Source organism: Citrobacter sp. JUb117 (assembly GCF_024809055.1).
GTDB lineage: Bacteria > Pseudomonadota > Gammaproteobacteria > Enterobacterales > Enterobacteriaceae > Citrobacter > Citrobacter gillenii.
In genome coordinates, this window is record NZ_JANUFB010000003.1 from 22,613 (window position 1) to 45,967 (window position 23,355).

Below are 23,355 nucleotides of genomic sequence, written 5' to 3' on the forward strand. Positions count from 1 at the left end.
GTATACCCCGTGTAAGGAGAACATAATCTCATTGTTGGTTACGGTTTGAATTATGACCAGTCCGCGTTTCAGCCTCAGTAGCCATATAAAGAGAAGGGAGATAACCTAGCCCAGCAGCCACATAAACAATGCCCCAAACATCAGCCCCACCGTCAGCAGGGTACACGTCATGCTCAGGAACAATCGTCCCTTCAATAACGAGTGCAGGGCTATTCCCGCCACAATCGCGACAGGCAGCAATGCAAGGAAAAACGGCCAGGTATAGAGGAAGAAAAACAGCGTGTTAGGGCCATACATAAGACATGGAATGCCCAGCGCCAGCAACCACGCCACAAAACCGACCACGGCCCCCGGTAGTGACCAGATGGTTTCGTCGTCGGCATTGAAGGTGTCTGACTCTGCAATAGTAATGTTATGGCTGTTACGCATAGCTAATCCTGTGACCTTGACTGACCAAGCCGATAAGCTCGGGGATGTCTCAGGATCTGATAATATCTTGCTGCCTCAGCAGGTCTAATAATTGAGGAACCAAATTTGTTACCAATTGTTCACCATCAAGGTGAATCTCTGGCGATTCAGGCGCTTCATACACCGCGTCAATTCCGGTGAAATTGCGCAGTTCACCCGCTCGCGCTTTTTTATACAGCCCTTTCGGATCGCGGGCTTCGCATGTCGCCAGCGGCGTATCGACAAACACCTCGATAAAACGCCCCTCGCCGACGCGCTCGCGGACCATTTGCCGCTCAGCGCGATGCGGGGAGATAAATGCCGTCAGCACCACCAGCCCGGCATCCACCATCAGACTAGCGACTTCCCCCACCCGCCGGATGTTCTCTTTGCGATCGGCGTCGCTAAAACCCAGATCGCTGCACAGGCCATGGCGCACGTTGTCGCCATCCAGCAGATAGGTACTGACGCCCAGATTGTACAGCGCTTCTTCCAGCGCCCCTGCCACCGTCGATTTACCCGAGCCGGAGAGCCCGGTAAACCACAGCACAACACCACGGTGACCGTGGCGTTGCTCTCGCTGTTGCGGCGTAACGGGATGGGCATGCCAGACGACGTTTTCGTCATGCTGCGCCATTACTTTCCTCCCAGCAAATCGCGTGCATTCCAGTGCGGGAAGTGACGACGCACCAGTGCATTCAGTTCCAGTTCAAACGCGCTGAAGGGGGATGTCGTGGCCTGTTGCTGCTCGATGGGTTCGCGGATCAGTCCCGCACCCACGGTGACGTTGGTCAGGCGGTCAATAATAATCAGGCCGCCCGTCACTGGGTTATGCTGATAGGTGTCCAGTACCAGCGGTTCATCAAACGTCAAATTAACCAGGCCAATACCATTCAGCGGCAACGCGTCGACCTCACGCTGAGTCAGGTTATTGATATCGACCTGATACTGCACGTTATCTACGCGGGCACGCGTCTTCTTGCCCGCGACTTTGATGTCATAGCTCTGACCTTCCGACAGCGGTTGTTCCGCCATCCATACCACGTCAACGGCAGCATGCTGTACCGCAGGCAACACTTCGCGAGCATCCAGCAACAGGTCGCCACGGCTGATGTCGATTTCATCTTTCAGTACCAGTGTAATCGCTTCGCCCGCATGCGCTTCCTGGAGATCGCCGTCAAAGGTGACGATCCGCGCGACGCTTGATTCAACGCCAGACGGCAGCACTTTGATTCGCTGGCCTACCGTTACGCGACCGGAGGCCAGAGTTCCGGCATAACCACGAAAATCCAGGTTCGGGCGATTCACATACTGTACCGGGAAACGCATCGGTTGGGTCTCAACAGCCCGCTGGATCTCTACCGTTTCCAGTACCTCCAGCAGCGTCGGGCCGCTATACCATGGCATGTTTTTACTCTGGGAGGCCACGTTGTCGCCTTCCAGCGCAGAAAGTGGCACAAAGCGAATATCCAGATTGCCCGGCAACTGTTCGGCAAAGGTCAGATAATCTTCGCGAATGCGGGTAAATGTTTCTTCGCTGAAGCTCACCAGATCCATTTTATTGATCGCCACCACCAGATGTTTGATCCCCAGCAGCGTGGAGATAAAACTGTGGCGGCGAGTCTGGTCCAGCACACCTTTACGTGCATCAATCAGCAGGATCGCCAGGTCGCATGTGGACGCACCGGTGGCCATGTTCCGGGTGTACTGCTCGTGCCCTGGCGTATCGGCAATAATAAATTTGCGCTTCTCGGTGGAGAAATAGCGGTAGGCCACGTCGATGGTGATCCCCTGCTCACGCTCAGCCTGTAACCCGTCAACCAGCAGCGCTAGATCCAGTTTCTCACCCTGGGTACCATGACGTTTGCTGTCGTTATGCAGCGTTGAGAGCTGATCTTCGTAAATCTGGCGCGTGTCGTGCAGCAGTCGGCCAATCAGCGTACTTTTCCCGTCATCCACGCTGCCGCAGGTTAAAAAGCGCAGCAGGCTTTTGTGTTGCTGGGCAACCATCCAGGCTTCAACGCCGCCTTCATTAGCAATTTGTTGTGCAAGTGTCGTATTCATGGCGGCTCCTTAGAAATACCCCTGACGTTTCTTCAGCTCCATGGAGCCCGCCTGGTCGCGGTCAATCACGCGGCCCTGACGTTCACTGGTGGTTGAGACCAGCATTTCTTCGATAATTTCCGGCAGCGTCTGCGCGTTTGACTCCACGGCGCCGGTAAGCGGCCAGCAGCCAAGCGTGCGGAAACGCACCATGCGTTTTTTGATAACCTCACCGGGTTGCAGATCGATCCTGTCGTCATCGATCATCATCAGCATGCCATCACGTTCCAGCACCGGGCGCTCCGCGGCCAGGTACAGCGGTACAATGTCGATATTTTCCAACCAGATGTACTGCCAGATATCCTGTTCGGTCCAGTTCGAAAGCGGGAACACGCGAATGCTTTCGCCTTTGTTAATCTGCCCGTTGTAGTTGTGCCACAGTTCCGGACGCTGGTTTTTCGGGTCCCAGCGATGAAAACGATCGCGGAAGGAATAAATTCGCTCTTTGGCACGCGATTTCTCTTCATCGCGGCGGGCACCACCGAACGCGGCGTCAAAGCCGTATTTGTTCAGCGCCTGCTTCAGTCCCTCGGTTTTCATGATGTCGGTATGCTTGGCGCTGCCGTGGACAAACGGGTTAATCCCCATCGCCACCCCTTCCGGGTTTTTATGCACCAACAACTCGCAGCCGTAAGCCTTGGCTGTACGGTCACGGAATTCATACATCTCGCTGAATTTCCAGCCGGTGTCCACATGTAGCAACGGGAACGGCAGCGTGCCGGGATAAAACGCTTTGCGCGCCAGATGCAGCATTACGCTGGAGTCTTTGCCGATGGAATACATCATCACCGGATTAGAAAACTCGGCGGCCACCTCACGAATAATATGGATGCTTTCCGCTTCCAGTTGCCGCAGGTGGGTAAGTCGTTTTTGATCCATAACCGTTCCTATGTAATGCCGTTATTGTTCTAACGATGCTCAGATAACTCGACTATAGGGAGGGCAAGAGAACGAATGAAATTACGAATTGGAATGAGTAGTTCCTCAAAGGAATAACGATCTGGAAAAGCAAATATCAAAAAGTGCTTAAGCCGCCGGATTTCGGGCATTTAGGAGCAAATGAAATTGTTTTACCCCGATCACGGTTTCATACTAGCGGGTAAAAATTTATGCTTGGTATTTAAGGACTCACTATGTTTTCCGCATTGCGCCACTTTCCTGCTGCCCTGGCGCTCGGCGTGTGCTTTATCCTTCCCGCACAGGCAACCTCTTCGAAGCCCGGAGATATCGCCAACTTCCAGGCCCGCCATATTGCAACGTTTTTTCCTGGCCGCGTGACGGGCTCGCCTGCAGAAATGTTGTCTGCCGATTATTTACGTCAGCAGTTTCAGCAGATGGGATACAGCAGTGATATTCGGACGTTTAATAGCCGCTATGTGTATACCGCCAAAAATAACCATAAAAACTGGCATAACGTAACGGGTAGCACGGTAATTGCAGCACATGAAGGTAAGGCACCGCAGCAGATTATTATTATGGCGCACCTTGATACCTACGCGCCGCAAAGCGATGCCGACTCCGATGCCAATCTCGGTGGATTAACGCTGCAAGGGATTGACGATAACGCGGCGGGTCTCGGCGTGATGCTGGAACTGGCAGAAAAACTCAAGAATGTCCCGACCGAGTACGGCATCCGCTTTATCGCCACCAGCGGAGAAGAAGAAGGCAAGCTCGGCGCAGAGAACGTACTCAAACGCATGAGCGCCGCCGAGAAGAAAAATACGCTGCTGGTGATTAATCTCGATAACCTGATCGTCGGCGATAAGCTCTATTTCAACAGCGGGCAAAAAACACCTGAAGCGGTTCGTAAGCTCACGCGCGACCGGGCGCTGGCTATTGCACGCAGTCGCGGTATCTCCGCCAGCACTAATCCCGGTCTGAACAAGAACTACCCGAAAGGCACTGGATGTTGTAACGATGCGGAGGTGTTCGACAAAGCGGGGATTGCCGTGCTCTCCGTCGAAGCCACCAACTGGAATCTGGGTAACAAAGACGGCTATCAGCAGCGAGCCAAAACCGCCTCATTCCCTGCAGGCAACAGCTGGCACGACGTTCGACTTGATAACCAGCAGCATATTGATAAAGCGTTACCCGGCCGTATTGAGCACCGCAGTCGCGACGTGGTTCGCATTATGCTGCCACTGGTCAAAGAGCTGGCAAAGGCTGAAAAAAACTCATAGTTTTTATGAAATCAAATTATTGAATGTTGCGCTGTTTATCTCCCGCTGACGCGGGGAACACTGGCTGATTCCATCGTTTCTATCGGGCTGTTGCGGTTTATCCCCGCTGACGCGGGGAACACGCTATCGCCAACCATGCGAACGCCTAGAGAGCCGGTTTATCCCCGCTGACGCGGGGAATACATCAAAGACGGCACCCTGCCAAAAAGCAAACTCGGTTTATCCCCGCTGACGCGGGGAACACCGCTCACCTATCCAGCGCATCACCGGCACGGCCGGTTTATCCCCGCTGACGCTGGGAACACACAAAAAGCGCACTCTGTTTACTCACCACACCCGGTTTATCCCCGCTGACACGGGGAACACAACACTCTGGCGGTATAGCGGCCTACAATCAGCGGTTTATCCCCGCTGACGCGGGGAACACATCACGCCGATAAAACAAAGCCCCTTACGGGGCGGTTTATCCCCGCTGACGCGGGGAACACTCACCAATTGCCTTTGTGCGTTCAGCTGTTGGCGGTTTATCCCCGCTGACGCGGGGAACACCTGAATCAGGTCTGGATACGCCCTTACCTGACCGGTTTATCCCCGCTGACGCGGGGAACACATTGCCGCAAGCGTGTTCTCCCCGTGCAACTCCGGTTTATCCCCGCTGACGCGGGGAACACGCCGGATCCGGCAGGTTCAGGTGATTGCTGTTCGGTTTATCCCCGCTGACGCGGGGAACACGACGTGGGGAGGTATGCCGTTATGCAGCACATCGGTTTATCCCCGCTGACGCGGGGAACACCCTGTTCGCAGTCAACCTGGACAAACAGGTAGCGGTTTATCCCCGCTGACGCGGGGAACACAGAACCACTTGAGCAGGAATCGTGGCAACCGGCGGTTTATCCCCGCTGACGCGGGGAACACTCAGCGGCGGTTGAGCTGGAGATTGACGGGGCCGGTTTATCCCCGCTGACGCGGGGAACACAGAAACAGATAAGCTGTTGCGGCTGGTGGACGCGGTTTATCCCCGCTGACGCGGGGAACACTGGACGCTCTGCGTCGTGCCGTAAAATAAATTCGGTTTATCCCCGCTGACGCGGGGAACACAATATCAACAATGCGCTCTATCGGCTCGTTATCGGTTTATCCCCGCTGACGCGGGGAACACCGCCCTGTTCTGGTGTTGCCGTCACTGCCACACGGTTTATCCCCGCTGACGCGGGGAACACATATCCGACCCGGTGAAAACGTAGTTGTACCCCGGTTTATCCCCGCTGACGCGGGGAACACTTCTGTTCATCTGCTTTGATTCCTAGTAAATCCGGTTTATCCCCGCTGACGCGGGGAACACGCCGGATGAGGCCCCAGCCGTACCCGCCCCCACGGTTTATCCCCGCTGACGCGGGGAACACTGCCTTGGCTCTGGTCGCCCGGTGCGCCGCTGCGGTTTATCCCCGCTGACGCGGGGAACACAAACACCCCTCTGCTGTTCTCACGTCTAACTCCGGTTTATCCCCGCTGACGCGGGGAACACGACTCTTGCGCCTGCTGGCGAAGACTTTCCTCCGGTTTATCCCCGCTGACGCGGGGAACACCTCTAACTCTGTGCCGTAGGTGCTTTCAAACGCGGTTTATCCCCGCTGACGCGGGGAACACGGTAGCAGCACGCGAAGCGCAGGCGCAAAAAACGGTTTATCCCCGCTGACGCGGGGAACACTCAATGCCGCCTCTTGCGCCTGCTGGCGTAGACGGTTTATCCCCGCTGACGCGGGGAACACGCTGTTGCTGTTTATCTTTCTCATCATCATCGCGGTTTATCCCCGCTGACGCGGGGAACACGACGTATCGTTACGCGCACCCAACGGTATGGACGGTTTATCCCCGCTGACGCGGGGAACACCTGCCATGTTCACGGATTGCACTTCCCGTAACCCGGTTTATCCCCGCTGACGCGGGGAACACTAGTCTCCGCTCTGTTGGTCGTCGCCCCGGCACGGTTTATCCCCGCTGACGCGGGGAACACTTGCCGGGTGCACAAAATACCCGGTAATACCGCGGTTTATCCCCGCTGACGCGGGGAACACCCCGCAACCCGTTCGAAGTACCTGATGACGCTCGGTTTATCCCCGCTGACGCGGGGAACACCGTAGCTGTGATGCGCTCATTGGTGCGCTAACCGGTTTATCCCCGCTGACGCGGGGAACACTTGCGCATGAAGTCCCGCGCTTCGCTCACTGACGGTTTATCCCCGCTGACGCGGGGAACACGTCAAAACCAACAATTTTATTGCTGGCATCCAAGGTTTATCCCCGCTGACGCGGGGAACACTGGTGGGGGTGGGTATTTTTAATCGTGGTGTGCGGTTTATCCCCGCTGACGCGGGGAACACTTTTGTGGCTACCGCGATAATGTCCCCGATATCGGTTTATCCCCGCTGACGCGGGGAACACAAAATCAGACCAGCATATAGAGATTGAGCAGCCGGTTTATCCCCGCTGACGCGGGGAACACTCAATCAGCGTCATGCAGTCCAGAATTACCAGCGGTTTATCCCCGCTGACGCGGGGAACACTCTAAATATATATAACTGTTTTCTAATATATTTTTTAGCAAGCAACAACCTACCAACTTATAATTAACAAATCCATTTTATTAAAGAACAGACAACCTACTGATTTTCAACAGGAAGAAAGGAAACCAATCTGAGCCCATCCAAATCCACCGGAATACGTCGATTCTCACCCCAGGTTTGAAACTCAAAACCGGACTCCGTATTCGTAGCCCAGGCCATCACAACGTTTCCAGCACCACCCAATTGTGTAATCTGCTGCCAGACCATTTCTCGCACACGTTTTGAAATGTCGCCGACGTACACACCGGCTCGAATTTCCAGTAACCAAATCGCAAGACGCCCTCGCAGACGCGGCGGTACATTTTCCGTCACAACCACCACCATACTCATCAGCCATGCCCCCGATGTCCGCCATCACCCAGCAACTGCGGCTCGGGTATAGCGGGTGGTAGCATATCTGGCGCGGGCTGTGGCGGTTCGATCTCACCGGCTGCCAGCACTTCTTCAATCAACGGAATGAGTTTTCCCGTTAGCTTCGTACTGCGAAAAATATCGCGGCAGGCCAACCTGACTTCGCGATCGGGTTCGGAAGGTGAGCGAGCGGCAATTTCAAATGCTTTTGGCACGACTGACTCAAATTTAATGATGTCCGCGATGTCATAAACAAATGACAGCGGTTTGCCGCTGTGGATAAAACCGATTGCTGGCGCATAGCCTGCCGCCAGCACCGCCGCTTCAGAAATCCCGTACAGGCATGACGTCGCAGCGCTAATGCACTGGTTCACCACATCTCCCTTTTCCCAGTCCTTAGGATCGTAGTTTCGACCATGCCACTTCACGCCATACTGTTTGGCAAGCAGCGCATAAGTCTGGCGCACGCGCGAACCTTCAATACCGCGCAGTTGTTCGATGGAACGACGCGCTGGTGGTGGTTCACGAAAACGCAGTTCATACATTTTGCGCACCACTTTCAGACGTAAATCATCATCCAACGCCAACTTCGCCTGATACAACAGTTTGTCCGCCCGCGCACCGCCAGGCTGACCGGAGGAGTAAACGCGCACGCCGGCTTCCCCAACCCATACCAGCAGCGTCCCGACCGTAGAGGCCAGACGCACCGCCGCATGAGAAACCCGCGTTCCCGGCTCCAGCATGATGCAAGCCACCGAGCCCACGGGAATATGCGTGCGGATCCCCGTTTTATCGATCAACACAAACGCACCATCCAGTACGTCTACTTGACCGTACTGGAGAAAAATCATCGACGTGCGATCTTTTAAGGGGATCGGGCTGAGTGGAACAAACGTCACTCGCTGTCTCCAGGTTTGATCAACATTAATCCACAGCCAAACGCCCGGCTTTTGCCGTATCCCTGAATCAAACGTTGCAGAAATAATGCCGGTTCATTAACCATCAGCACCCCGGAGTAGTCCACACTACTGAACTGGATCATCTGGCGGGATTTCGTCCTCACCACCTGCTGTTGCCGATAAGCATCCACGTTGACTTCATGCAGCGAAAACCCATTTTGCTCGCCCTGACGCGCCAGCCAGTCTTGCGCTGCCTGCTGCTGATGCGACCAGATATCCGGGCCATCTACCTGCCCTCGCGCCTGATGTTTCGCCTCCATTAACACGTCGTGACGTTTACCGGCCTTACATACCGTTGGGTTGGCGCGCAGGCTAAAACGCAGGGTCTGCCCTGTTCGTAATGTCGGTGAAAACGCCCGGTATTGAATGTCGAAAATTTCACTTTCAGCAGGAGGTTGAATAGAAAGCACGAAGAAGCGAAATGCCCCTTGTAGCTCTTCACGACGATAAAGAAACTGCCGATCCTGCCCTCCGGGAAAGAGTTCCCAGAGCCACTGATGCATCACATATTCACCGCGATCCACCAGTTGCAGCAGTTGAGCGGGTAAGCGTAGTCATCGGCCCACCGCCACGTAGCCCGGTGCGATAACCTTTGCCGCCCGATGGCGCATTAAGCTGCAACGAGAATAACGCCAGCGCCGCGCAGTACGGGCAGAAGCGCTCGGTGACGCCACGCTTAACAAAATGGTCTTTATTAAACTTGATTGTTTGCGCACCGGGGATTTCAGGTAACAGTGAAGCAATAGAGACTTTCTCCCCGCTTAACGGTTCGAAATCCTGCATAAAAGAAGGTGTGTCAGCACCAAACTGAAAAGCAGGCTCCAGCGGTGCCAGCGCTTGATGCAGCGTATCTGCACTCAGTCCCTCGAACCAGATATCCTCCCAGCGGGCAGAGTTTTTCGGCGCCATGCTACATTGCAATAAACCCAGTAGGAACTGCCAGGCCGCGCCCTGTAAATCCGCCCGCGCGGCGGCAATATCGACCACGTTTTCATCCGCCAGATTGGCGGGGGCCAACTTGCCCGTAGAACCGTCTTTAAACCGTACGGGAAGCCAGGGCGTAGTTAAAAGTGAGAAATTATTCATAGGGTTAGCTGCTAGACCTCCATTCTTCCGATTAATCCTTCACTGGCTGAATAACCACAGTCTTCAACCTCTGAGACGACAATCACCACGGCAAACTCTTGATTCTGATGCTGCTCAATGCACCATTTCCGCAGCGCTTCGCCCTCTACTCGTTCAAACTCATGCTGATGTTTTACCCACCAGCCCTGACGTATCCGCAGCATACTCATCTCCCAGGCATGCTCTCCCGGCGCATAAGGCTTAACGATCCCATCGATAATTTTCGCCAGCCACACCGTGATGGACTCTTCAGCGAGTCGCGTGGAGAGTTTTTCCGGCAGAAAATCGCTGCTTTCAGGGCCGTAGCCCGGCGCAAAGTTGAGGATGTTCTGCATGGCGAATGCCCGATCGCAGTAGTATTTCCCCTCCTGCAACTGCTCCGTTTTTGCGAATCCCTCTGGCATGTCGACCCCTTCGCCGTAAACGGACTCGATAAGCAGCCGGGCAGATTGCGGCATTCGAATTTCGCCCTGTTCACGCAGCACGCGTTGGGTCAACCACAGGCGACCATGATCGGGATAAACGTAGGCGCTGTTGCGCATGGCGCTGGATAGCCAGTCTTCTCGCGGCGAGTCATCCCATTGAGGCGCAAGGATCAGCAGTTCTGGCACATCGCGCTCATCCTGACCGGCGGTTTTTACCTGGCCACGACGGTCACGGATATGTCGTTGCAGACGCCCGGCCCGTTGGATCAGTAAATCAACTGGTGCTAAATCGGAGATCATCTCATCGGCGTCAATATCCAAAGATTGTTCAATAACTTGCGTAGCGATAATGATCTGACCCGCACGTTGACTCGCACTGTGTTTACCGAACAGATCCAGCGTTTGCGTTTCGATTCTCTGGCGGTCATGGAAGGAAAAACGGCTATGAAAGAGGGTCAAATTTTCAGGTGAAACAACGCCTCGGAAAATAAGTTGGCGATAGATGCTAATCGCGTCATCAACGGAATTACGTATCCAGGCGATACACCGGCCATTACGCACCGCCTGCTCAATGCGTTCGATACACGCCTGCTCACTGCATAACCAGCCGACGTTTACGCTGCGTTCGACTTCTTTGCGGGTCTCCACATGCTGAGAAAACACCGCCGAACCGGTCACCTGCGTCAGCCAGGGATAATCGTCATAGCCCAATAACGGCGCTTCTGTCCGGCTCTTTGCGCCCTTAGCAAAAGCGGCAACCAGCCGGTCTCGTTGCTGCTGCGATAGCGTGGCGGAAAGCAGAATCGTGATATTGCCGTCGCGGGCCTGCTTCTCGATCAGACACTCGAGGATCCGCGACATGTAATTGTCGTAAGCGTGAATTTCATCCGCCAGCAGGATCTTATGGCTCAATCCCAGCATCCGCAGGTTATTGTGCTTAAACGGCATCACCGCCATCATCGCCTGATCGAGCGTCCCCACGCCCACCTCAGCCAGCAGCGCTTTCTTATTGCTGTCGGCAAACCAGGCGGCGCAGCCCTGGCTGTACGGTTGCTTATCGTCTGGTTCTTCGGAGCCCGCTAAATCACCCAACCAGATTGACTGATTAAACCGGTCCATTAATCCGCGTGCGCTATGTGCTAAAACCAGGCTCGGCCGTGAGTCCGGCTGGTACAATGCCCGCCAGCTTTGCGCCATTCGATCGAACATGGCATTGGCGGTTGCCATCGTTGGCAAGCCGAAATACAGCCCTTGCGCCTTACCTGCAGCCATCAGGCGGTGAGTCAGAATAAGCGCAGCTTCCGTTTTTCCCGCCCCGGTGACGTCTTCCAGAATGAATAACTGCGCACCGTCAGAGCTAATATCCAGCTCCAGCGCTTTATGTTGTAAAGGGGTGGGATGCTGAATAAAAGGAAACAGTGCCGTTACGCCGGAAAATTCGGCAATATCCGCAGACGGAGGGAAAACTGAAATGGCCTCTTTTGCTTTGATAAGCGCCTGCTTCCAGTAACGGTCAATTGGCATTTTTTCGGCCATGCGGGGAAAAAAGCAGGTTGACGATCCCGTCCAGTCAGCAAGTACCACCGCCGCAGAGATAAACCAGGAAAGATGTTTAACACATTCAATCCCTTCGTCATCGTCCCAGTATTCAGGGATCTCAACCAACGGGAACAACGGTTTTATTTTCTGAAGAAAATCGCGGGCCGCTTCTTTGTCCTGCTGGCGGAAATTATTCATTTCCTGAATAACTTCTGGTGGGCGACCGTGATGCCCTGTCGCCAATGGCAGCCAGAGCGCAATGGCACGCTTAAGTTTGCGGGCTGATAGCGCGGATTGCGGAAACAGTTCTGAACATTCACTTAAATAATTATTCCACAACCAGTAGCCTAACGTTGCGTGGGATATTTTTTCATAATTATGTAATTTTTCATTTTCGGAGGTGAAATCTTTGTGACGATACAGCTGTTGAAACGAGTGGGAGAACTTACCGACATCGTGCCAACACAAGAGCCAGGAAAAAAACTGTGCAGCCTGTTCCGTATTATTTAAGCCTGATTTTTTGAGATGGCTGTCGATACAATAAATATTATATTTCACCATCCAATAACCGACAGCCGCAACGTCCAGCAAATGCCAACACAGCAGATGATAATCGTCGCCGCCATCTTTATCTCTCTGGCGACTTTTACCCCAGTAATTGAATATCACCATGAATCCTCCACCAGCCTACAAGGATTCCGATATCATCTCTTTTATTTAAGAATTAAGCCAACAATGGAAATGTTTTTACATAATTACACAATGATAATTACACTATTGATTTTAAATAATAGCGTGAGAATAAAATATATATTCATCAAATCTATTATTAAATAAATCAATCGCCAGCAAACTATAAAATTCATATTGCTGGCGATCGATTTACTACAATCCCATTACTTTCACCCTTCGTGCAATCCGCACTCCCGCTTCAGTCCGAAGAAGCGCGTCTCTTCTTCCGCCATGCCCGGTTCCCATTTACGGGTGGTGTGGGTATCGCCTACCGACAGATAGCCTTGCTCCCACAGCGGATGATACTTCAGCCCGTGTTGTTGCAGGTACTGGTACACCGTGCGGTTGTCCCAGTCGATGATCGGCAGCAGTTTGAACACGCCACGCTGGATAGCCAGTACCGGCAAATGGGCACGACTGCCGGATTGCTCACGACGCAGGCCGGCAAACCAGGTTTGCGCATTGAGTTCTTGCAGCGCCCGGTTCATCGGCTCGACTTTGTTGATGTCATTGTATTTCTCAATGCCTTCAACGCCCTGTTCCCACAGTTTGCCATAGCGCGCTTCCTGCCAGGCGGCACTCTCTTTTGCCCGGTAAACCTGCAGATTAAGTTTGAGCGTGTCCGTTAACTCGTCAATAAACTGGTAGGTTTCAGGGAACAGATAGCCGGTATCGGTAAGGATCACCGGGATATCCGGGCGAATCTGATTCACCAGGTGCAGGCTAACCGCCGCCTGAATACCAAAGCTCGAAGAGAGCACGTAGTCGCCAGGCAGATTCTCCAGCGCCCACGCCACACGATCCTGCGCGCTCAGTTTTTCCAGCTGGCTGTTGGTTTCCGCCAGCGCCATGACGCGCTCAACTTTTGGTAGTGCGTTCAACGCGTTGAGATCGAGTTTGGACATAAATTCCTCGCTGTTTGCCTTGCCTGATGGCGCTACGCTTATCAGGCCTACAAATTCAGTAGACCCAATAAGTCAGTTTCACATTATTCCCAGAAATCCCGGGCGGGATCGAGCACCGGGCGAATAATGCCCGCACGCACCGTAAAATCGCCGAAGCCTTCACCCGCTTCACGCTCTTTTGCCCAGCGCCCAATCAGTTCATCCAGCAAGGCCAGAATTTCTGTCTCGGTGATGTTCTCTTTGAACATCCGTGGAATACGCGTCCCGATACGGTTACCCCCCAGGTGCAGGTTGTAACGTCCCGGCGCTTTCCCGACCAGGCCGACTTCTGCCAGCATGGCACGACCACAACCGTTCGGGCAGCCCGTCACGCGCAGCACAATGTTTTCGTCGCTCAACGCGTATTTCGCCATCAGAGCGTCAATGCTGTCGATAAACGTCGGCAGGAAGCGCTCTGCTTCCGCCATCGCCAGCGGACAGGTCGGGAACGAGACGCAGGCCATCGAGTTTTCACGCTGCGGAGTCACGGCATTCATTAAGCCGCTCTGCTGCGCAATTTTCTCGATCTTCGCCTTTTCACTTTCCGGCACACCGGCAATGATCAGGTTCTGGTTGGCGGTAATACGGAACTCGCCTTTGTGGATCTTTGCTATCTCCAGCAACCCGGTTTTCAGCGGACGTCCCGGATAATCCAGAATACGGCCATTCTCAATAAACAGCGTCAGGTGCCATTTTTTGTCGATACCCTTCACCCAGCCGATACGATCGCCGCGACCGGTAAACTCATACGGGCGAATCGATTCAAATTTGATACCCGCCCGGCGTTCAACTTCTGCCTTAAAGGTCTCAACGCCGACGCGCTCCAGCGTGTATTTGGTTTTGGCGTTTTTACGGTCGGTACGATTACCCCAGTCACGCTGGGTGGTCACCACTGCTTCCGCAACGGCCAGCGTGTGCTCCAGCGGCAAATAGCCAAATTCACTGGCGGTTCGCGCGTAGGTTTTCTTGTTACCGTGCTCAATAGACAGCCCACCGCCAACCAGCAGGTTGAACCCCACCAGTTTGCCGTTTTCTGCCACCGCGACGAAGTTCATGTCGTTAGCATGCAGATCGATATCGTTCTGCGGCGGAATAACCACCGTCGTTTTGAACTTACGCGGCAGATAAGTTTGACCGAGGATCGGCTCTTCATCGGTGGTGGCGACTTTTTTCTGATCCAGCCAAATCTCTGCATATGCCCGGGTGCGCGGCAGCAGGTGTTCAGAGATTTTCTTCGCCCACTCGTAGGCTTCCGCGTGTAACTCGGACTCGTACGGGTTGGAGGTACACAACACGTTACGGTTCATGTCGTTGGCGGTCGCCAGCGCGTCCAGTCCGACCGAGTTGAGCATCTGATGCACCGGCTTGACGTTCTTCTTCAGAATGCCGTGGAACTGAAAGGTCTGACGGTTGGTCAGACGGATGCTGCCGTAAATCGTGTTGTCATGAGCAAACTTATCGATCGCCTGCCATTGTTTAGTGGTGATGACCCCGCCCGGCAGACGGCAGCGCAGCAGCATCGCATGACGCGGCTCCAGCTTCTGCTCGGCGCGCTCGGCGCGAATATCACGGTCATCCTGCTGGTACATACCGTGAAAACGGATCAGCAGAAAGTTATCACCTTTAAAACCGCCGGTGAGGCCGTCATTTAAATCTTCCGCAATGGTGCCGCGCAGATAGTTGCTTTCCAGCTTCATACGTTCAGCGTCGGACAGCTTACCTTCGACCACCAGTGGCCCTGGATGTTTTTCACTCATTAGTAGACATCTCGCTGATAACGGCGCTCAACGCGCAGCTCACTTAAAAATTCATCCGCCGCTTCGGTATCCATCGCACCGAATTCGGCAATCACTTCCAGCAAAGCCTGCTCAACGTCTTTCGCCATGCGATTGGCGTCGCCGCAGACATAAATGTGCGCCCCGTCATTAATCCAGCGCCACAGTTCCGCACCTTGTTGGCGCAGTATATCTTGTACGTAGACTTTTTCTTTTTGGTCGCGTGACCAGGCGAGATCGATCCGGGTAAGTACGCCCTCTTTGACGTAGCGCTGCCACTCCACCTGGTAGAGAAAATCTTCGGTAAAGTGCGGATTGCCAAAGAACAGCCAGTTTTTACCCGTCGCTTCATCGGCAGCACGCTGCTGCATAAAGGCGCGGAACGGTGCAATTCCCGTCCCCGGCCCAATCATAATGACCGGTGTTTCAGGATTGGCTGGCAGGCGGAAGTTGTCGTTATGTTCAATGAACACACGTACTTCACCTTCTTCACCCACGCGATCGGCGAGGAAGCTCGAGGCTCCGCCGGCACGCGCACGGCCTTCGACGTCAAACCGCACGGCACCGACGGTCACGTGTACTTCGCTTTCGACTTCCGCCTGTGAGGAGGCAATTGAGTACAGGCGCGGGGTCAACGGACGCAGCAGAGCGATTAACGCTTCCGCGTCCAGTTGCGCCGGAGAAAAGCGCAGCATGTCGACGATAGGCGTGGTGGCGGCATAGTGTTGCAACTGCGCTTTATCGCCCACCAGCGGCAGCAACGTTTCACTGCGCGTTAAGGTGGCGTAATTTTCTACAATATTGGCTGTGTTAACCGTCAGTTCGAAGTGCCACTGCAGCGCGTCGGTAAGCGGTAGCAATTTGCCATCAACCGTGACCGGCTCGTCGCCTTTCAGCCACAGCAGTTCAACAATCTCTTTGACCAGCGCCGGATCGTTTTGATACCACACACCGAGCGCGTCGCCGGGCTGATAGCGCAGGCCGGAATCGCCCAGATCGATTTCGATATGACGCACGTCTTTTTCGGAGTCACGACCGGTGATTTTCTGATTCACGGAAAGCGACGCGCTAAGCGGCGCTTCTTTAGTGTACGGACTGGTATGCACCTCGTTAATCGCACCGCTCGCAGCGGCCTGTACAGAAGGTGCAGCAGGCGCTCGTGCCTTCAACACATCAACCAGACGGGCGCGCCACTGCGCAGCTGCCGGTTGATATTCAACATCTGCATCTACACGATCCAGCAAGCGTTCACCGCCAAGCTCCGCCAGTTTGCTGTCGAAGTTTTTGCCAGACTGGCAGAAAAACTCATAAGAGGTATCGCCAAGGCCAAACACGGCGAAGGCGGTATTTTCAAGTTTCGGCGCTTTTTTAGAGAACAGGAATTTATGCAACGCCACCGCTTCTTCCGCCGGCTCACCCTCTCCCTGCGTCGAGGCCACCACGACCAGCAATTTCTCGTTGGCAATATTTTTAAATTTATAGTCGCCGGCATTGATCAGGGTGACATTGAGCTTCGCGGCAATAAGATCGTCACGCAGGGCTTCCGCCACGCGGCGCGCATTACCGGTCTGCGAGGCGGAGATGAGCGTGATCCCCGGCATTTCGGCAGCAGGTGCAGGAATAACCGCATTAGCGCCCGGCTGCTGATTCAGCACGCCCCAGAAATAGCCAGAAACCCACGCAAGCTGCGCGGGCGAGAGATCGGTCGTGGCCGCCTGAAGGCGTGCCAGCTGTTCCGGGTTTAGCGGAAGCAAAGCGGAAAGTGGGGCCTGTGTCGTCATGCGTTGTCATGTTCCAGTAAGCAAAGCGGATTTAAGCAATAAAACCCAAACTGAAGATAAGGTTAACGGCGAGAATAGTAACAATTAAAGAAGGGATAGAAATAACAAATAACCAAATGGACTAACCTGTTTTAGCTATAGTTATTAACGGCAAAACAGATTTAATAACCATATGATATATAACTAGTTATTTGATATTGATTGCATGAATGCACTGTCAGGATACTCAGCGCCCGTTTAACTAATGATAAAATTCGTATTATAAGGTACCCTACGGCGGTTTTTTGCATTCTTGAGAGTAGATAATGTCCACCACCCTGTTTAAAGATTTCACCTTCGAAGCCGCTCACCACCTGCCGCACGTACCAGAAGGGCACAAATGTGGCCGTCTGCATGGTCACTCATTTATGGTGCGTCTTGAAATTACGGGTGAAGTCGATCCCCATACCGGTTGGATTATGGACTTTTCCGAGTTAAAAGCGGCATTTAAGCCGACGTACAATCGCCTTGATCACTACTATTTGAATGATATTCCGGGTCTTGAGAATCCGACCAGTGAAGTACTGGCGAAGTGGATCTGGGATGAGATGAAACCGCTGGTTCCGCTGCTGAGCGCGGTGATGGTAAAAGAGACCTGCACGGCGGGCTGCGTCTATCGCGGCGAGTGATTCAGAGTCATTGCCGGATGGCGGAGCGTCTTATACGGCCTACACGTATCTACAAGCGTAGGCCGGGCAAGCGAAGCGCACCCGGCAAAATTTATCAGGCAATATTCAGATATTTATGCGTTTGCATCGACAGACGCCAGTTACGCGCAATGCAGGTATCAATACACAGGCGCGTGGCATCATCCTTCTGACTGATCGGCTGTAAAGCAATGATGCGCGGCTTATCATCGGTCAACGTCGCCAGCAGTTCATCCAGTGCTTCAATGTCGCGAACACGCCCCACCGGGTGCTTGATTTCATTGGCGCGTTCCAGCGCCTGAGATAACACGTCATAGCCGCCGCGCATATTCACCTTGGGAGAGACAGTCACCCAGGTGTTCGGCGTACAGCGGACTTCATGCGTGCCGCTGGTTTCAATCTGGCAGCTAAAGCCATTCTTTTCCAGCAAGTCGGTCAGCGGCATCAGGTCGTGAATGCAGGGTTCACCACCGGTGATCACCACATGGCGGGCGGTATAGCCCTGACGCTGAATCACAGCCAGCAGATCTTCGCTGCTCGCCGCGCCCCATTTATCGCTCTCTTTAGTCTTGGCCAGGATGCTGTAAAGCGAGACTTCCCGATCCTCAAGCTTATCCCAGGTGTGTTTGGTATCGCACCAGGCACAGCCAACCGGGCATCCCTGTAAACGAATAAAAATGGCGGGGACGCCGGTAAAATAACCCTCACCTTGCAGGGTCTGGAACATCTCATTAATCGGGTACTGCATAGTCTTCTCAATGTGGGGATAAACGATAATTATCGCAGATCCCCGCCAAAGTATCATGCCCGATCGTTGCTTTACGAGGCGATCGCCGTGACAAAGCGTGCCGTTATTTGTTGCGGACGGGTGATCGCCCCCCCAACCACTACGGTGTGCGCGCCTAATGCCAGACAGTGTGCGGCCCGTTCAGGGGTGTCGACATTCCCCTCTGCCACTACCGGCAGGCTGACTGCAGCCAGTACCTCACGTAAAAAACCACAGTCGTTATCCGCGAGCACATGTCCACGCGTCTCTGCCGTGTAGCCATAAAGCGTCGTACCCACGCAGTCAAAACCCAGTCGTTCTGCGGTGACGGCTTCGTCTACGCTGGCGATGTCCGCCATCAACAGCACAGATGGGTAGCGCGCGCGAATCTGCATAACCAACGCGTCCAGCGTTTGCCCACCGGGACGTGGGCGCGCAGTCGCATCAAGGGCAATAATTTCCGGCTCAACGGTCATTAACTCATCCACTTCCTTCATAGTGGCGGTGATAAACACGTCGCTACCCGGATAATCACGTTTGATGATCCCAATGATCGGCAGTGCGACGCTTTCTTTAATGGCGCGAATGTCCACAACGCTGTTCGCACGGATACCGACAGCCCCTCCCTGTGCTGCCGCCAATGCCATCCGTGACATGATAAACGGGCTGTGCAGAGGCTCATTTTCCAGCGCCTGACAGGAGACAATTAACTTACCTTTCAGCGTATCCAGTACAGTTTTCATTACGATAAAATCTCTTCAACTTCATTTTTGATAATGGTGACGTGCGGGCCATAAATCACCTGAACACCATTGCCACGAATAATCACGCCACGCGCCCCGGTTGCTTTCAGTGCGGTTTCATCAACCTTGCTGCCATCTTTCACCGTCACGCGTAGTCGCGTGGCGCAACAATCCACCTCTTCCAGATTCTCTTTGCCCCCCAGTCCGGCAACCACTGCTGCGGCACGTTCGCTTTGAGGCAACGCATTTTCTACTAACGTTGCGTTCTCACGGCCCGGCGTCAGCCAGCCAAAGCGGTTGATCAAATAGCGGAAGGTGAAGTAGTACAGGAAGAACCACGGCACGCCCACCATAGGCACGTACATCCAGTTGGTTTTCGCTTCGCCCTGCAATACGCCAAAGAGGATGAAATCGATCAGTCCTCCCGAGAAGGTTTGCCCGATGGTGATATGTAAAATATGGGCAATCATAAATGCCAGGCCATCGAAGAAGGCGTGAATGACATATAACACGGGTGCCACGAACAGGAAGGAGAACTCAATAGGCTCAGTGATGCCGGTCAGGAAGGAAGTCAGCGCAGCAGACAGCAGCAGACCCGCGACAACTTTTTTGTTCTCTGACTTCGCCGTGTGGTACATCGCCAGACATGCCCCAAGCAGACCGAACATCATGGTAATGAAGCGCCCGGACATAAAGCGCGAGGTACCCACATAGAACTGCTGAGTGTTCGGTTCGGCAAGCTGAGCGAAGAAAATACGTTGTGTGCCTTCCACTAATTGGCCGTTAACGATTTCACTGCCACCGAGTGCCGTCGTCCAGAATGGCAGATAAAAGATATGATGCAGACCCAGTGGACCAAGCATACGCAGGATAAAACCATACAACAGCGTGCCCAGATAACCCGTTGCATCAACAAGGCCACCCAGTCCAAATATGAGTTTCTGGAAATGGGGCCAGACCACCGTCATTGCGGCACCGACTGCAATCGCCGCAAGCGAGCTAATGATCGGAACAAAGCGCGAGCCGCTAAAGAAACCCAGAAACTGCGGTAGCGAGACTTTATTAAAGCGACTGTGCAGCGCGCAGGTAACAAGGCCTATCACCACACCACCAAACACACCCGTTTCCAGCGTCTGGATACCCAGCGTCATTCCCTGACCAACAGCACCTGGGTTCTCATGCGCCAGCGTCCCGTTCAGGATCAGCAAAGCGTTGATAGTGGCATTCATCACCAAAAACGCCAGCAGCGCGGCAAGCCCCGCAGTGCCTTTATCCGTCTTCGCCAGGCCCACTGCTACACCAACCGCAAAAAGCACCGACAAGTTGGCGAACACAATGGATCCCGCGCTGGTCATGATAGTGAAGATAGCCTGCAACCAGTCAACATCTAAAAACGGGTAGGCCGTCAACGTATTGGGGTTTGATAATGCACCACCAATACCCAGTAACAGCCCCGCAGCAGGTAATATCGCAATTGGCAGCATAAACGATTTGCCAAACCGCTGTGCCTTTTCAAACCACGTCCCTGACGACGCGCCGCTAAACATATTCATCATTTTTTCATTCCCCTGGCAATTGATGAAAATTTTTACCACAAATAATTTTATAAATGAAAATTATCATCAAAATTCTGGAAGTCGATCATACTTTTTTGAAATGACTGGCATCTCTCCCCCGCTTTCCGCCACACTATCGCCAGAGAAACGTATTAAGGATTTTGCATGCCTGAAAATGAAAACCTGCTGCTGAGACTGCGCCAGGGCGTAGACGGATACAGCCGTACACAGCAGAAGCTGGGTGAGTTTGTGCTGAGCGATCCGGCAAAAGTTGTCTATCTAACGATTACCGAACTGGCGCGCGAAAGCGACACCAGCGAGGCCAGCGTCACGCGTCTGTGCCGCACGCTAGGATGTAAGGGCTATAACGAATTTAAGATGGCGCTGGCGCTTGATCTCCAGCACGGACAGCCGATCGAACACGGCGGCGATGAGATTGACAATGTGGTCAATGAATCCGTACAGGCCTTGCAGGACACCGCAAAATTACTCGACAGGACATTACTCGAAGCCGCCGCCCTCGCGCTGCACCAGGCCCAGTCGGTACAGATTTATGGCGTGGCGGCCAGTGCGATTCTGGGGGAATATCTGCATTACAAACTGTTGCGTCTGGGCAAGCCCGCACAACTGTTCAGCGACATGCATCGTGCCGCCATGAATGCCACTACGCTTTCCAAAGACTCGCTGGTGGTGGCAATTTCCAGTTCAGGCTCCACTCGCGATCTGCTTCATGTCGTTAAACTTGCGCGTAAGCATGGCGTCCCCGTACTGGCGCTGAGCAACACGCCGCGCAGTCCGCTGGCCTCACTGAGTGATATCCAACTGGTTGCAGCCAAACCCGAAGGGCCCCTGAGTGCTGGGGCGCTCAATGCCAAAGTGGGCGTAATGTTATTAGTTGAATTGCTCACCACATCGCTTATCGCGCTGGATGAAAAGTACAGCGATGTGAGTCAGCAAACCGCCAGTGCGACGCTGCCGCTGCTACTTTAAAGACATAAAAAAACCGCCGCAGTGCTGAGGGCTCCCCACAAACTCAGCACGACGCTGTTTAAGGTAACCCCCCCCTGTTCTCATTTAAATCCCTCGTAACTTGATATAAATTTTCCATACTTTAAAATAATTTTTGTGAAACCGACAGGTTAACTCAATAACAAAAAACAATAACCCGAATATTAAAAAAAAGCCCATAGTTCCCTAGAGTATTCTTGTGCAATCGAAAATACAAAAAAAGATATAACTAAAAACAGGATAATATCAACTTTAATGACATTTGCATCTGTCAACAAATAGGCTTTTTGTATATTTACTTTGTTTTCATTAGCAAAGCGAATAAGTTTCTGTACTTTATACTCACTTAAACCCGCAAGTTTAACACTTTCAATTAAATCCTTATCATTCTGATCATATATTTTGAAGAACATTTCCTTACTCCCTCAATTCGGCCCAGTTAGTACTTTCTCCTCCAAGAAGTTGATAAATAGTGAATCCGCTAACTGCATCGCCGATTAACTCATTAGTCCCCCCAACAGCTCCCAGGGTTCTCCCGCTGCGAATATAATCTTCCTGTATATAGCGGAATAATTTCCATGAATCTGTTCTCAACGTCCGCGTTGAGGCTGAACTGAAAGAAAGAACAAGATCTCCCGTTGAAAAAGCAATATCACCATCCTTGTCATCCCCACCCAACAACTTTGCTGCCTGGCGATAGGCATACCTCAAAGGCATTTTTTTGGGGTCTTCATGATATAGTAAATAATAACCATTTTCCCATACATTCTCGGTCCCCTGTATCATTAAAGGAACTCCATAATTTTTACATGCAGCACCAAGGCTTGCTTTACATAAACCAAAGCCACCTATAACTTGCATTGCTCCACTAATGAATCCAACTCGTTTTAATGTTATGGTAAGTGTAGAATGCTGTTCTCTTTCACGCTCAGCTATTACATATAATTTAATACTCCCCATCCTTAATTGCATATGATATTTAGTTAAAGACATATGATATTCACGCAATCTATCCATAGCCCTGCCGAAATCTATTTTTCCATACCGATATTCATCAAGGTAATATGATGTAACTCTACGTTCCTCGATCATATATTTTGAACGAGTAACCGGATCATGGAGATATTGAGAACAGATATCATAGACAAGCCGGTCAATCTTTTCTTTTTCACGTTGCAAATTCATTAACCCATAACTACTCAAAATAACCTCCTGTTATTTCCCGAGCAATTTATATTGAATCTTAATACTCCAAATTAAATTGAAGACAAAGGGTGTAAAGAAAAGTGAAACGAGGGCTACAGCCATACAGAAGAGAACGTTTACTACAAAGAACTCTATCCCCTCCGAAAGCGATGAAAAAATTACTGCCAATAGTAAAACTAAACTCCAGGCATAATATTTCCAGGCATAGAGGAAAAATGCACGACTTAAGCTGATATTTTTCACTTTTGCCAATTTAATCAGGATAGCGGCATCTTTTTTTTTCATACCTGCTTTCGCCAGTATCTCTTCCAATTCATTATTCATTCAATATTTCTATTATTTTTTAATGATAAATATAAAAAAGTATACATACAGGAAATAATCACACATTTAAACTACTCTTAGT

20 protein-coding genes, 1 pseudogene and 1 CRISPR repeat array are annotated in these 23,355 nt (G+C 52.5%); of the genes and pseudogenes, 3 read left to right on the forward strand and 18 right to left on the reverse strand.

Features of this window, described 5'->3' with window-relative positions:
- Window positions 1-105: 105 nt before the first annotated feature.
- From M2374_RS07565 to cysD, 4 genes are read right to left on the reverse strand one after another with little or no spacing between them, the layout of a single operon-like run.
- Window positions 106-429, reverse strand: a complete 324-nt coding sequence (locus tag M2374_RS07565) for a DUF3561 family protein (protein WP_117343149.1) — start codon at window positions 427-429, stop codon at window positions 106-108.
- Between the two features lie 49 nt (window positions 430-478).
- On the reverse strand, window positions 479-1,084 hold the full coding sequence (gene cysC / locus M2374_RS07570; protein ID WP_115257610.1) for an adenylyl-sulfate kinase: 606 nt from the start codon (window positions 1,082-1,084) through the stop codon (window positions 479-481).
- A complete protein-coding gene (cysN, locus tag M2374_RS07575) occupies window positions 1,084-2,511 on the reverse strand; it encodes a sulfate adenylyltransferase subunit CysN (protein WP_135911492.1) in 1,428 nt (475 codons plus the stop codon). The genes cysC and cysN overlap by 1 nt, the downstream gene beginning before the upstream one ends.
- A gap of 9 nt (window positions 2,512-2,520) precedes the next feature.
- Complete coding sequence (gene cysD, locus M2374_RS07580; RefSeq protein ID WP_003034152.1) at window positions 2,521-3,429, reverse strand: sulfate adenylyltransferase subunit CysD; 909 nt, start codon at window positions 3,427-3,429, stop codon at window positions 2,521-2,523.
- A gap of 254 nt (window positions 3,430-3,683) precedes the next feature.
- On the opposite strand from cysD, the gene M2374_RS07585 reads away from it, so the two are divergent.
- Window positions 3,684-4,730: an aminopeptidase gene (locus M2374_RS07585; RefSeq protein WP_181506627.1), complete on the forward strand. Its 1,047-nt coding sequence runs from the start codon at window positions 3,684-3,686 to the stop codon at window positions 4,728-4,730.
- A gap of 93 nt (window positions 4,731-4,823) precedes the next feature.
- A CRISPR array of direct repeats spans window positions 4,824-7,293; the repeat unit is 29 nt; unit sequence CGGTTTATCCCCGCTGACGCGGGGAACAC.
- Between the two features lie 96 nt (window positions 7,294-7,389).
- Here M2374_RS07585 and cas2e read toward each other — a convergent pair.
- The 8 genes and pseudogenes from cas2e to cysJ all read right to left on the reverse strand — a co-directional run bounded on the left by cas2e (window position 7,390) and on the right by cysJ (window position 16,984).
- The gene (gene cas2e / locus M2374_RS07590; RefSeq protein WP_181506626.1) at window positions 7,390-7,683 is read right to left on the reverse strand and encodes a type I-E CRISPR-associated endoribonuclease Cas2e; all 294 of its coding nucleotides are present in this window, start codon (window positions 7,681-7,683) and stop codon (window positions 7,390-7,392) included.
- A complete protein-coding gene (gene cas1e / locus M2374_RS07595; protein ID WP_181517889.1) occupies window positions 7,683-8,603 on the reverse strand; it encodes a type I-E CRISPR-associated endonuclease Cas1e in 921 nt (306 codons plus the stop codon). The genes cas2e and cas1e overlap by 1 nt, the downstream gene beginning before the upstream one ends.
- Window positions 8,600-9,199: a type I-E CRISPR-associated protein Cas6/Cse3/CasE gene (gene cas6e / locus M2374_RS07600; RefSeq protein ID WP_259154655.1), complete on the reverse strand. Its 600-nt coding sequence runs from the start codon at window positions 9,197-9,199 to the stop codon at window positions 8,600-8,602. The genes cas1e and cas6e overlap by 4 nt, the downstream gene beginning before the upstream one ends.
- A 10-nt stretch (window positions 9,200-9,209) precedes the next feature.
- A pseudogene (gene casA, locus M2374_RS07605) lies at window positions 9,210-9,749 on the reverse strand (type I-E CRISPR-associated protein Cse1/CasA); the annotation flags it as partial.
- 11 nt (window positions 9,750-9,760) lie between these two features.
- A complete protein-coding gene (cas3, locus tag M2374_RS07610; RefSeq protein WP_181688794.1) occupies window positions 9,761-12,424 on the reverse strand; it encodes a CRISPR-associated helicase Cas3' in 2,664 nt (887 codons plus the stop codon).
- A 230-nt stretch (window positions 12,425-12,654) separates the two neighbouring features.
- Complete coding sequence (gene cysH / locus M2374_RS07615) at window positions 12,655-13,389, reverse strand: phosphoadenosine phosphosulfate reductase (protein ID WP_181688793.1); 735 nt, start codon at window positions 13,387-13,389, stop codon at window positions 12,655-12,657.
- Between the two features lie 83 nt (window positions 13,390-13,472).
- Window positions 13,473-15,185 (reverse strand): assimilatory sulfite reductase (NADPH) hemoprotein subunit, encoded by a 1,713-nt coding sequence (gene cysI / locus M2374_RS07620; RefSeq protein ID WP_115257607.1) that lies wholly within the window; start codon window positions 15,183-15,185, stop codon window positions 13,473-13,475.
- A complete protein-coding gene (gene cysJ / locus M2374_RS07625) occupies window positions 15,185-16,984 on the reverse strand; it encodes an NADPH-dependent assimilatory sulfite reductase flavoprotein subunit (protein WP_181688792.1) in 1,800 nt (599 codons plus the stop codon). The genes cysI and cysJ overlap by 1 nt, the downstream gene beginning before the upstream one ends.
- 305 nt (window positions 16,985-17,289) lie before the next feature.
- On the opposite strand from cysJ, the gene queD reads away from it, so the two are divergent.
- Window positions 17,290-17,652, forward strand: coding sequence for a 6-carboxytetrahydropterin synthase QueD (gene queD, locus M2374_RS07630; RefSeq protein WP_096755909.1), 363 nt, complete (start codon window positions 17,290-17,292; stop codon window positions 17,650-17,652).
- A 94-nt stretch (window positions 17,653-17,746) separates the two neighbouring features.
- Here the strand turns inward: queD and queE are convergent, their stop codons facing one another.
- The 3 genes from queE to M2374_RS07645 form a co-directional block, all read right to left on the reverse strand.
- Entirely contained in the window at window positions 17,747-18,418 is a 672-nt protein-coding gene (gene queE / locus M2374_RS07635) for a 7-carboxy-7-deazaguanine synthase QueE (protein WP_137400259.1), read from the reverse strand.
- A 71-nt stretch (window positions 18,419-18,489) separates the two neighbouring features.
- A complete protein-coding gene (locus M2374_RS07640; RefSeq protein WP_135911489.1) occupies window positions 18,490-19,179 on the reverse strand; it encodes an N-acetylmannosamine-6-phosphate 2-epimerase in 690 nt (229 codons plus the stop codon).
- The gene (locus M2374_RS07645; RefSeq protein WP_181491024.1) at window positions 19,179-20,735 is read right to left on the reverse strand and encodes a PTS transporter subunit EIIC; all 1,557 of its coding nucleotides are present in this window, start codon (window positions 20,733-20,735) and stop codon (window positions 19,179-19,181) included. Before M2374_RS07645 ends, M2374_RS07640 begins: the two co-directional genes overlap by 1 nt.
- 165 nt (window positions 20,736-20,900) lie before the next feature.
- Between M2374_RS07645 and M2374_RS07650 the strand changes: the two genes are divergently transcribed.
- Window positions 20,901-21,725 carry a MurR/RpiR family transcriptional regulator gene (locus tag M2374_RS07650; protein WP_115257600.1) on the forward strand — a complete coding sequence of 275 codons (825 nt, stop codon included), beginning with the start codon at window positions 20,901-20,903 and terminating at the stop codon, window positions 21,723-21,725.
- A gap of 182 nt (window positions 21,726-21,907) precedes the next feature.
- Here M2374_RS07650 and M2374_RS07655 read toward each other — a convergent pair whose 3' ends face one another.
- From M2374_RS07655 to M2374_RS07665, 3 genes are read right to left on the reverse strand one after another with little or no spacing between them, the layout of a single operon-like run.
- Window positions 21,908-22,156 (reverse strand): hypothetical protein, encoded by a 249-nt coding sequence (locus M2374_RS07655; protein WP_249418296.1) that lies wholly within the window; start codon window positions 22,154-22,156, stop codon window positions 21,908-21,910.
- Window positions 22,157-22,160: 4 nt separating this feature from the next.
- On the reverse strand, window positions 22,161-22,946 hold the full coding sequence (locus M2374_RS07660; RefSeq protein WP_181491023.1) for a DUF4225 domain-containing protein: 786 nt from the start codon (window positions 22,944-22,946) through the stop codon (window positions 22,161-22,163).
- A 12-nt stretch (window positions 22,947-22,958) separates the two neighbouring features.
- Window positions 22,959-23,273, reverse strand: coding sequence for a hypothetical protein (locus M2374_RS07665; protein WP_181597036.1), 315 nt, complete (start codon window positions 23,271-23,273; stop codon window positions 22,959-22,961).
- Between the last annotated feature and the right edge of the window lie 82 nt (window positions 23,274-23,355).

What these genes read in the sequence shown, in the direction of transcription:
- cysJ (WP_181688792.1), bottom strand. Translation starts at nt 16,984, where the DNA reads ATGACGACACAGGCCCCACTTTCCGCTTTGCTTCCGCTAAACCCGGAA.
- queD (WP_096755909.1), top strand. Translation starts at nt 17,290, where the DNA reads ATGTCCACCACCCTGTTTAAAGATTTCACCTTCGAAGCCGCTCACCAC.
- M2374_RS07585 (WP_181506627.1), top strand. Translation starts at nt 3,684, where the DNA reads ATGTTTTCCGCATTGCGCCACTTTCCTGCTGCCCTGGCGCTCGGCGTG.
- M2374_RS07565 (WP_117343149.1), bottom strand. Translation starts at nt 429, where the DNA reads ATGCGTAACAGCCATAACATTACTATTGCAGAGTCAGACACCTTCAAT.
- cas3 (WP_181688794.1), bottom strand. Translation starts at nt 12,424, where the DNA reads ATGGTGATATTCAATTACTGGGGTAAAAGTCGCCAGAGAGATAAAGAT.
- M2374_RS07665 (WP_181597036.1), bottom strand. Translation starts at nt 23,273, where the DNA reads ATGAATAATGAATTGGAAGAGATACTGGCGAAAGCAGGTATGAAAAAA.
- cysN (WP_135911492.1), bottom strand. Translation starts at nt 2,511, where the DNA reads ATGAATACGACACTTGCACAACAAATTGCTAATGAAGGCGGCGTTGAA.
- cas2e (WP_181506626.1), bottom strand. Translation starts at nt 7,683, where the DNA reads ATGAGTATGGTGGTGGTTGTGACGGAAAATGTACCGCCGCGTCTGCGA.
- cysC (WP_115257610.1), bottom strand. Translation starts at nt 1,084, where the DNA reads ATGGCGCAGCATGACGAAAACGTCGTCTGGCATGCCCATCCCGTTACG.
- cysI (WP_115257607.1), bottom strand. Translation starts at nt 15,185, where the DNA reads ATGAGTGAAAAACATCCAGGGCCACTGGTGGTCGAAGGTAAGCTGTCC.
- M2374_RS07640 (WP_135911489.1), bottom strand. Translation starts at nt 19,179, where the DNA reads ATGAAAACTGTACTGGATACGCTGAAAGGTAAGTTAATTGTCTCCTGT.
- M2374_RS07650 (WP_115257600.1), top strand. Translation starts at nt 20,901, where the DNA reads ATGCCTGAAAATGAAAACCTGCTGCTGAGACTGCGCCAGGGCGTAGAC.
- M2374_RS07645 (WP_181491024.1), bottom strand. Translation starts at nt 20,735, where the DNA reads ATGATGAATATGTTTAGCGGCGCGTCGTCAGGGACGTGGTTTGAAAAG.
- queE (WP_137400259.1), bottom strand. Translation starts at nt 18,418, where the DNA reads ATGCAGTACCCGATTAATGAGATGTTCCAGACCCTGCAAGGTGAGGGT.
- cysD (WP_003034152.1), bottom strand. Translation starts at nt 3,429, where the DNA reads ATGGATCAAAAACGACTTACCCACCTGCGGCAACTGGAAGCGGAAAGC.
- M2374_RS07655 (WP_249418296.1), bottom strand. Translation starts at nt 22,156, where the DNA reads ATGTTCTTCAAAATATATGATCAGAATGATAAGGATTTAATTGAAAGT.
- cysH (WP_181688793.1), bottom strand. Translation starts at nt 13,389, where the DNA reads ATGTCCAAACTCGATCTCAACGCGTTGAACGCACTACCAAAAGTTGAG.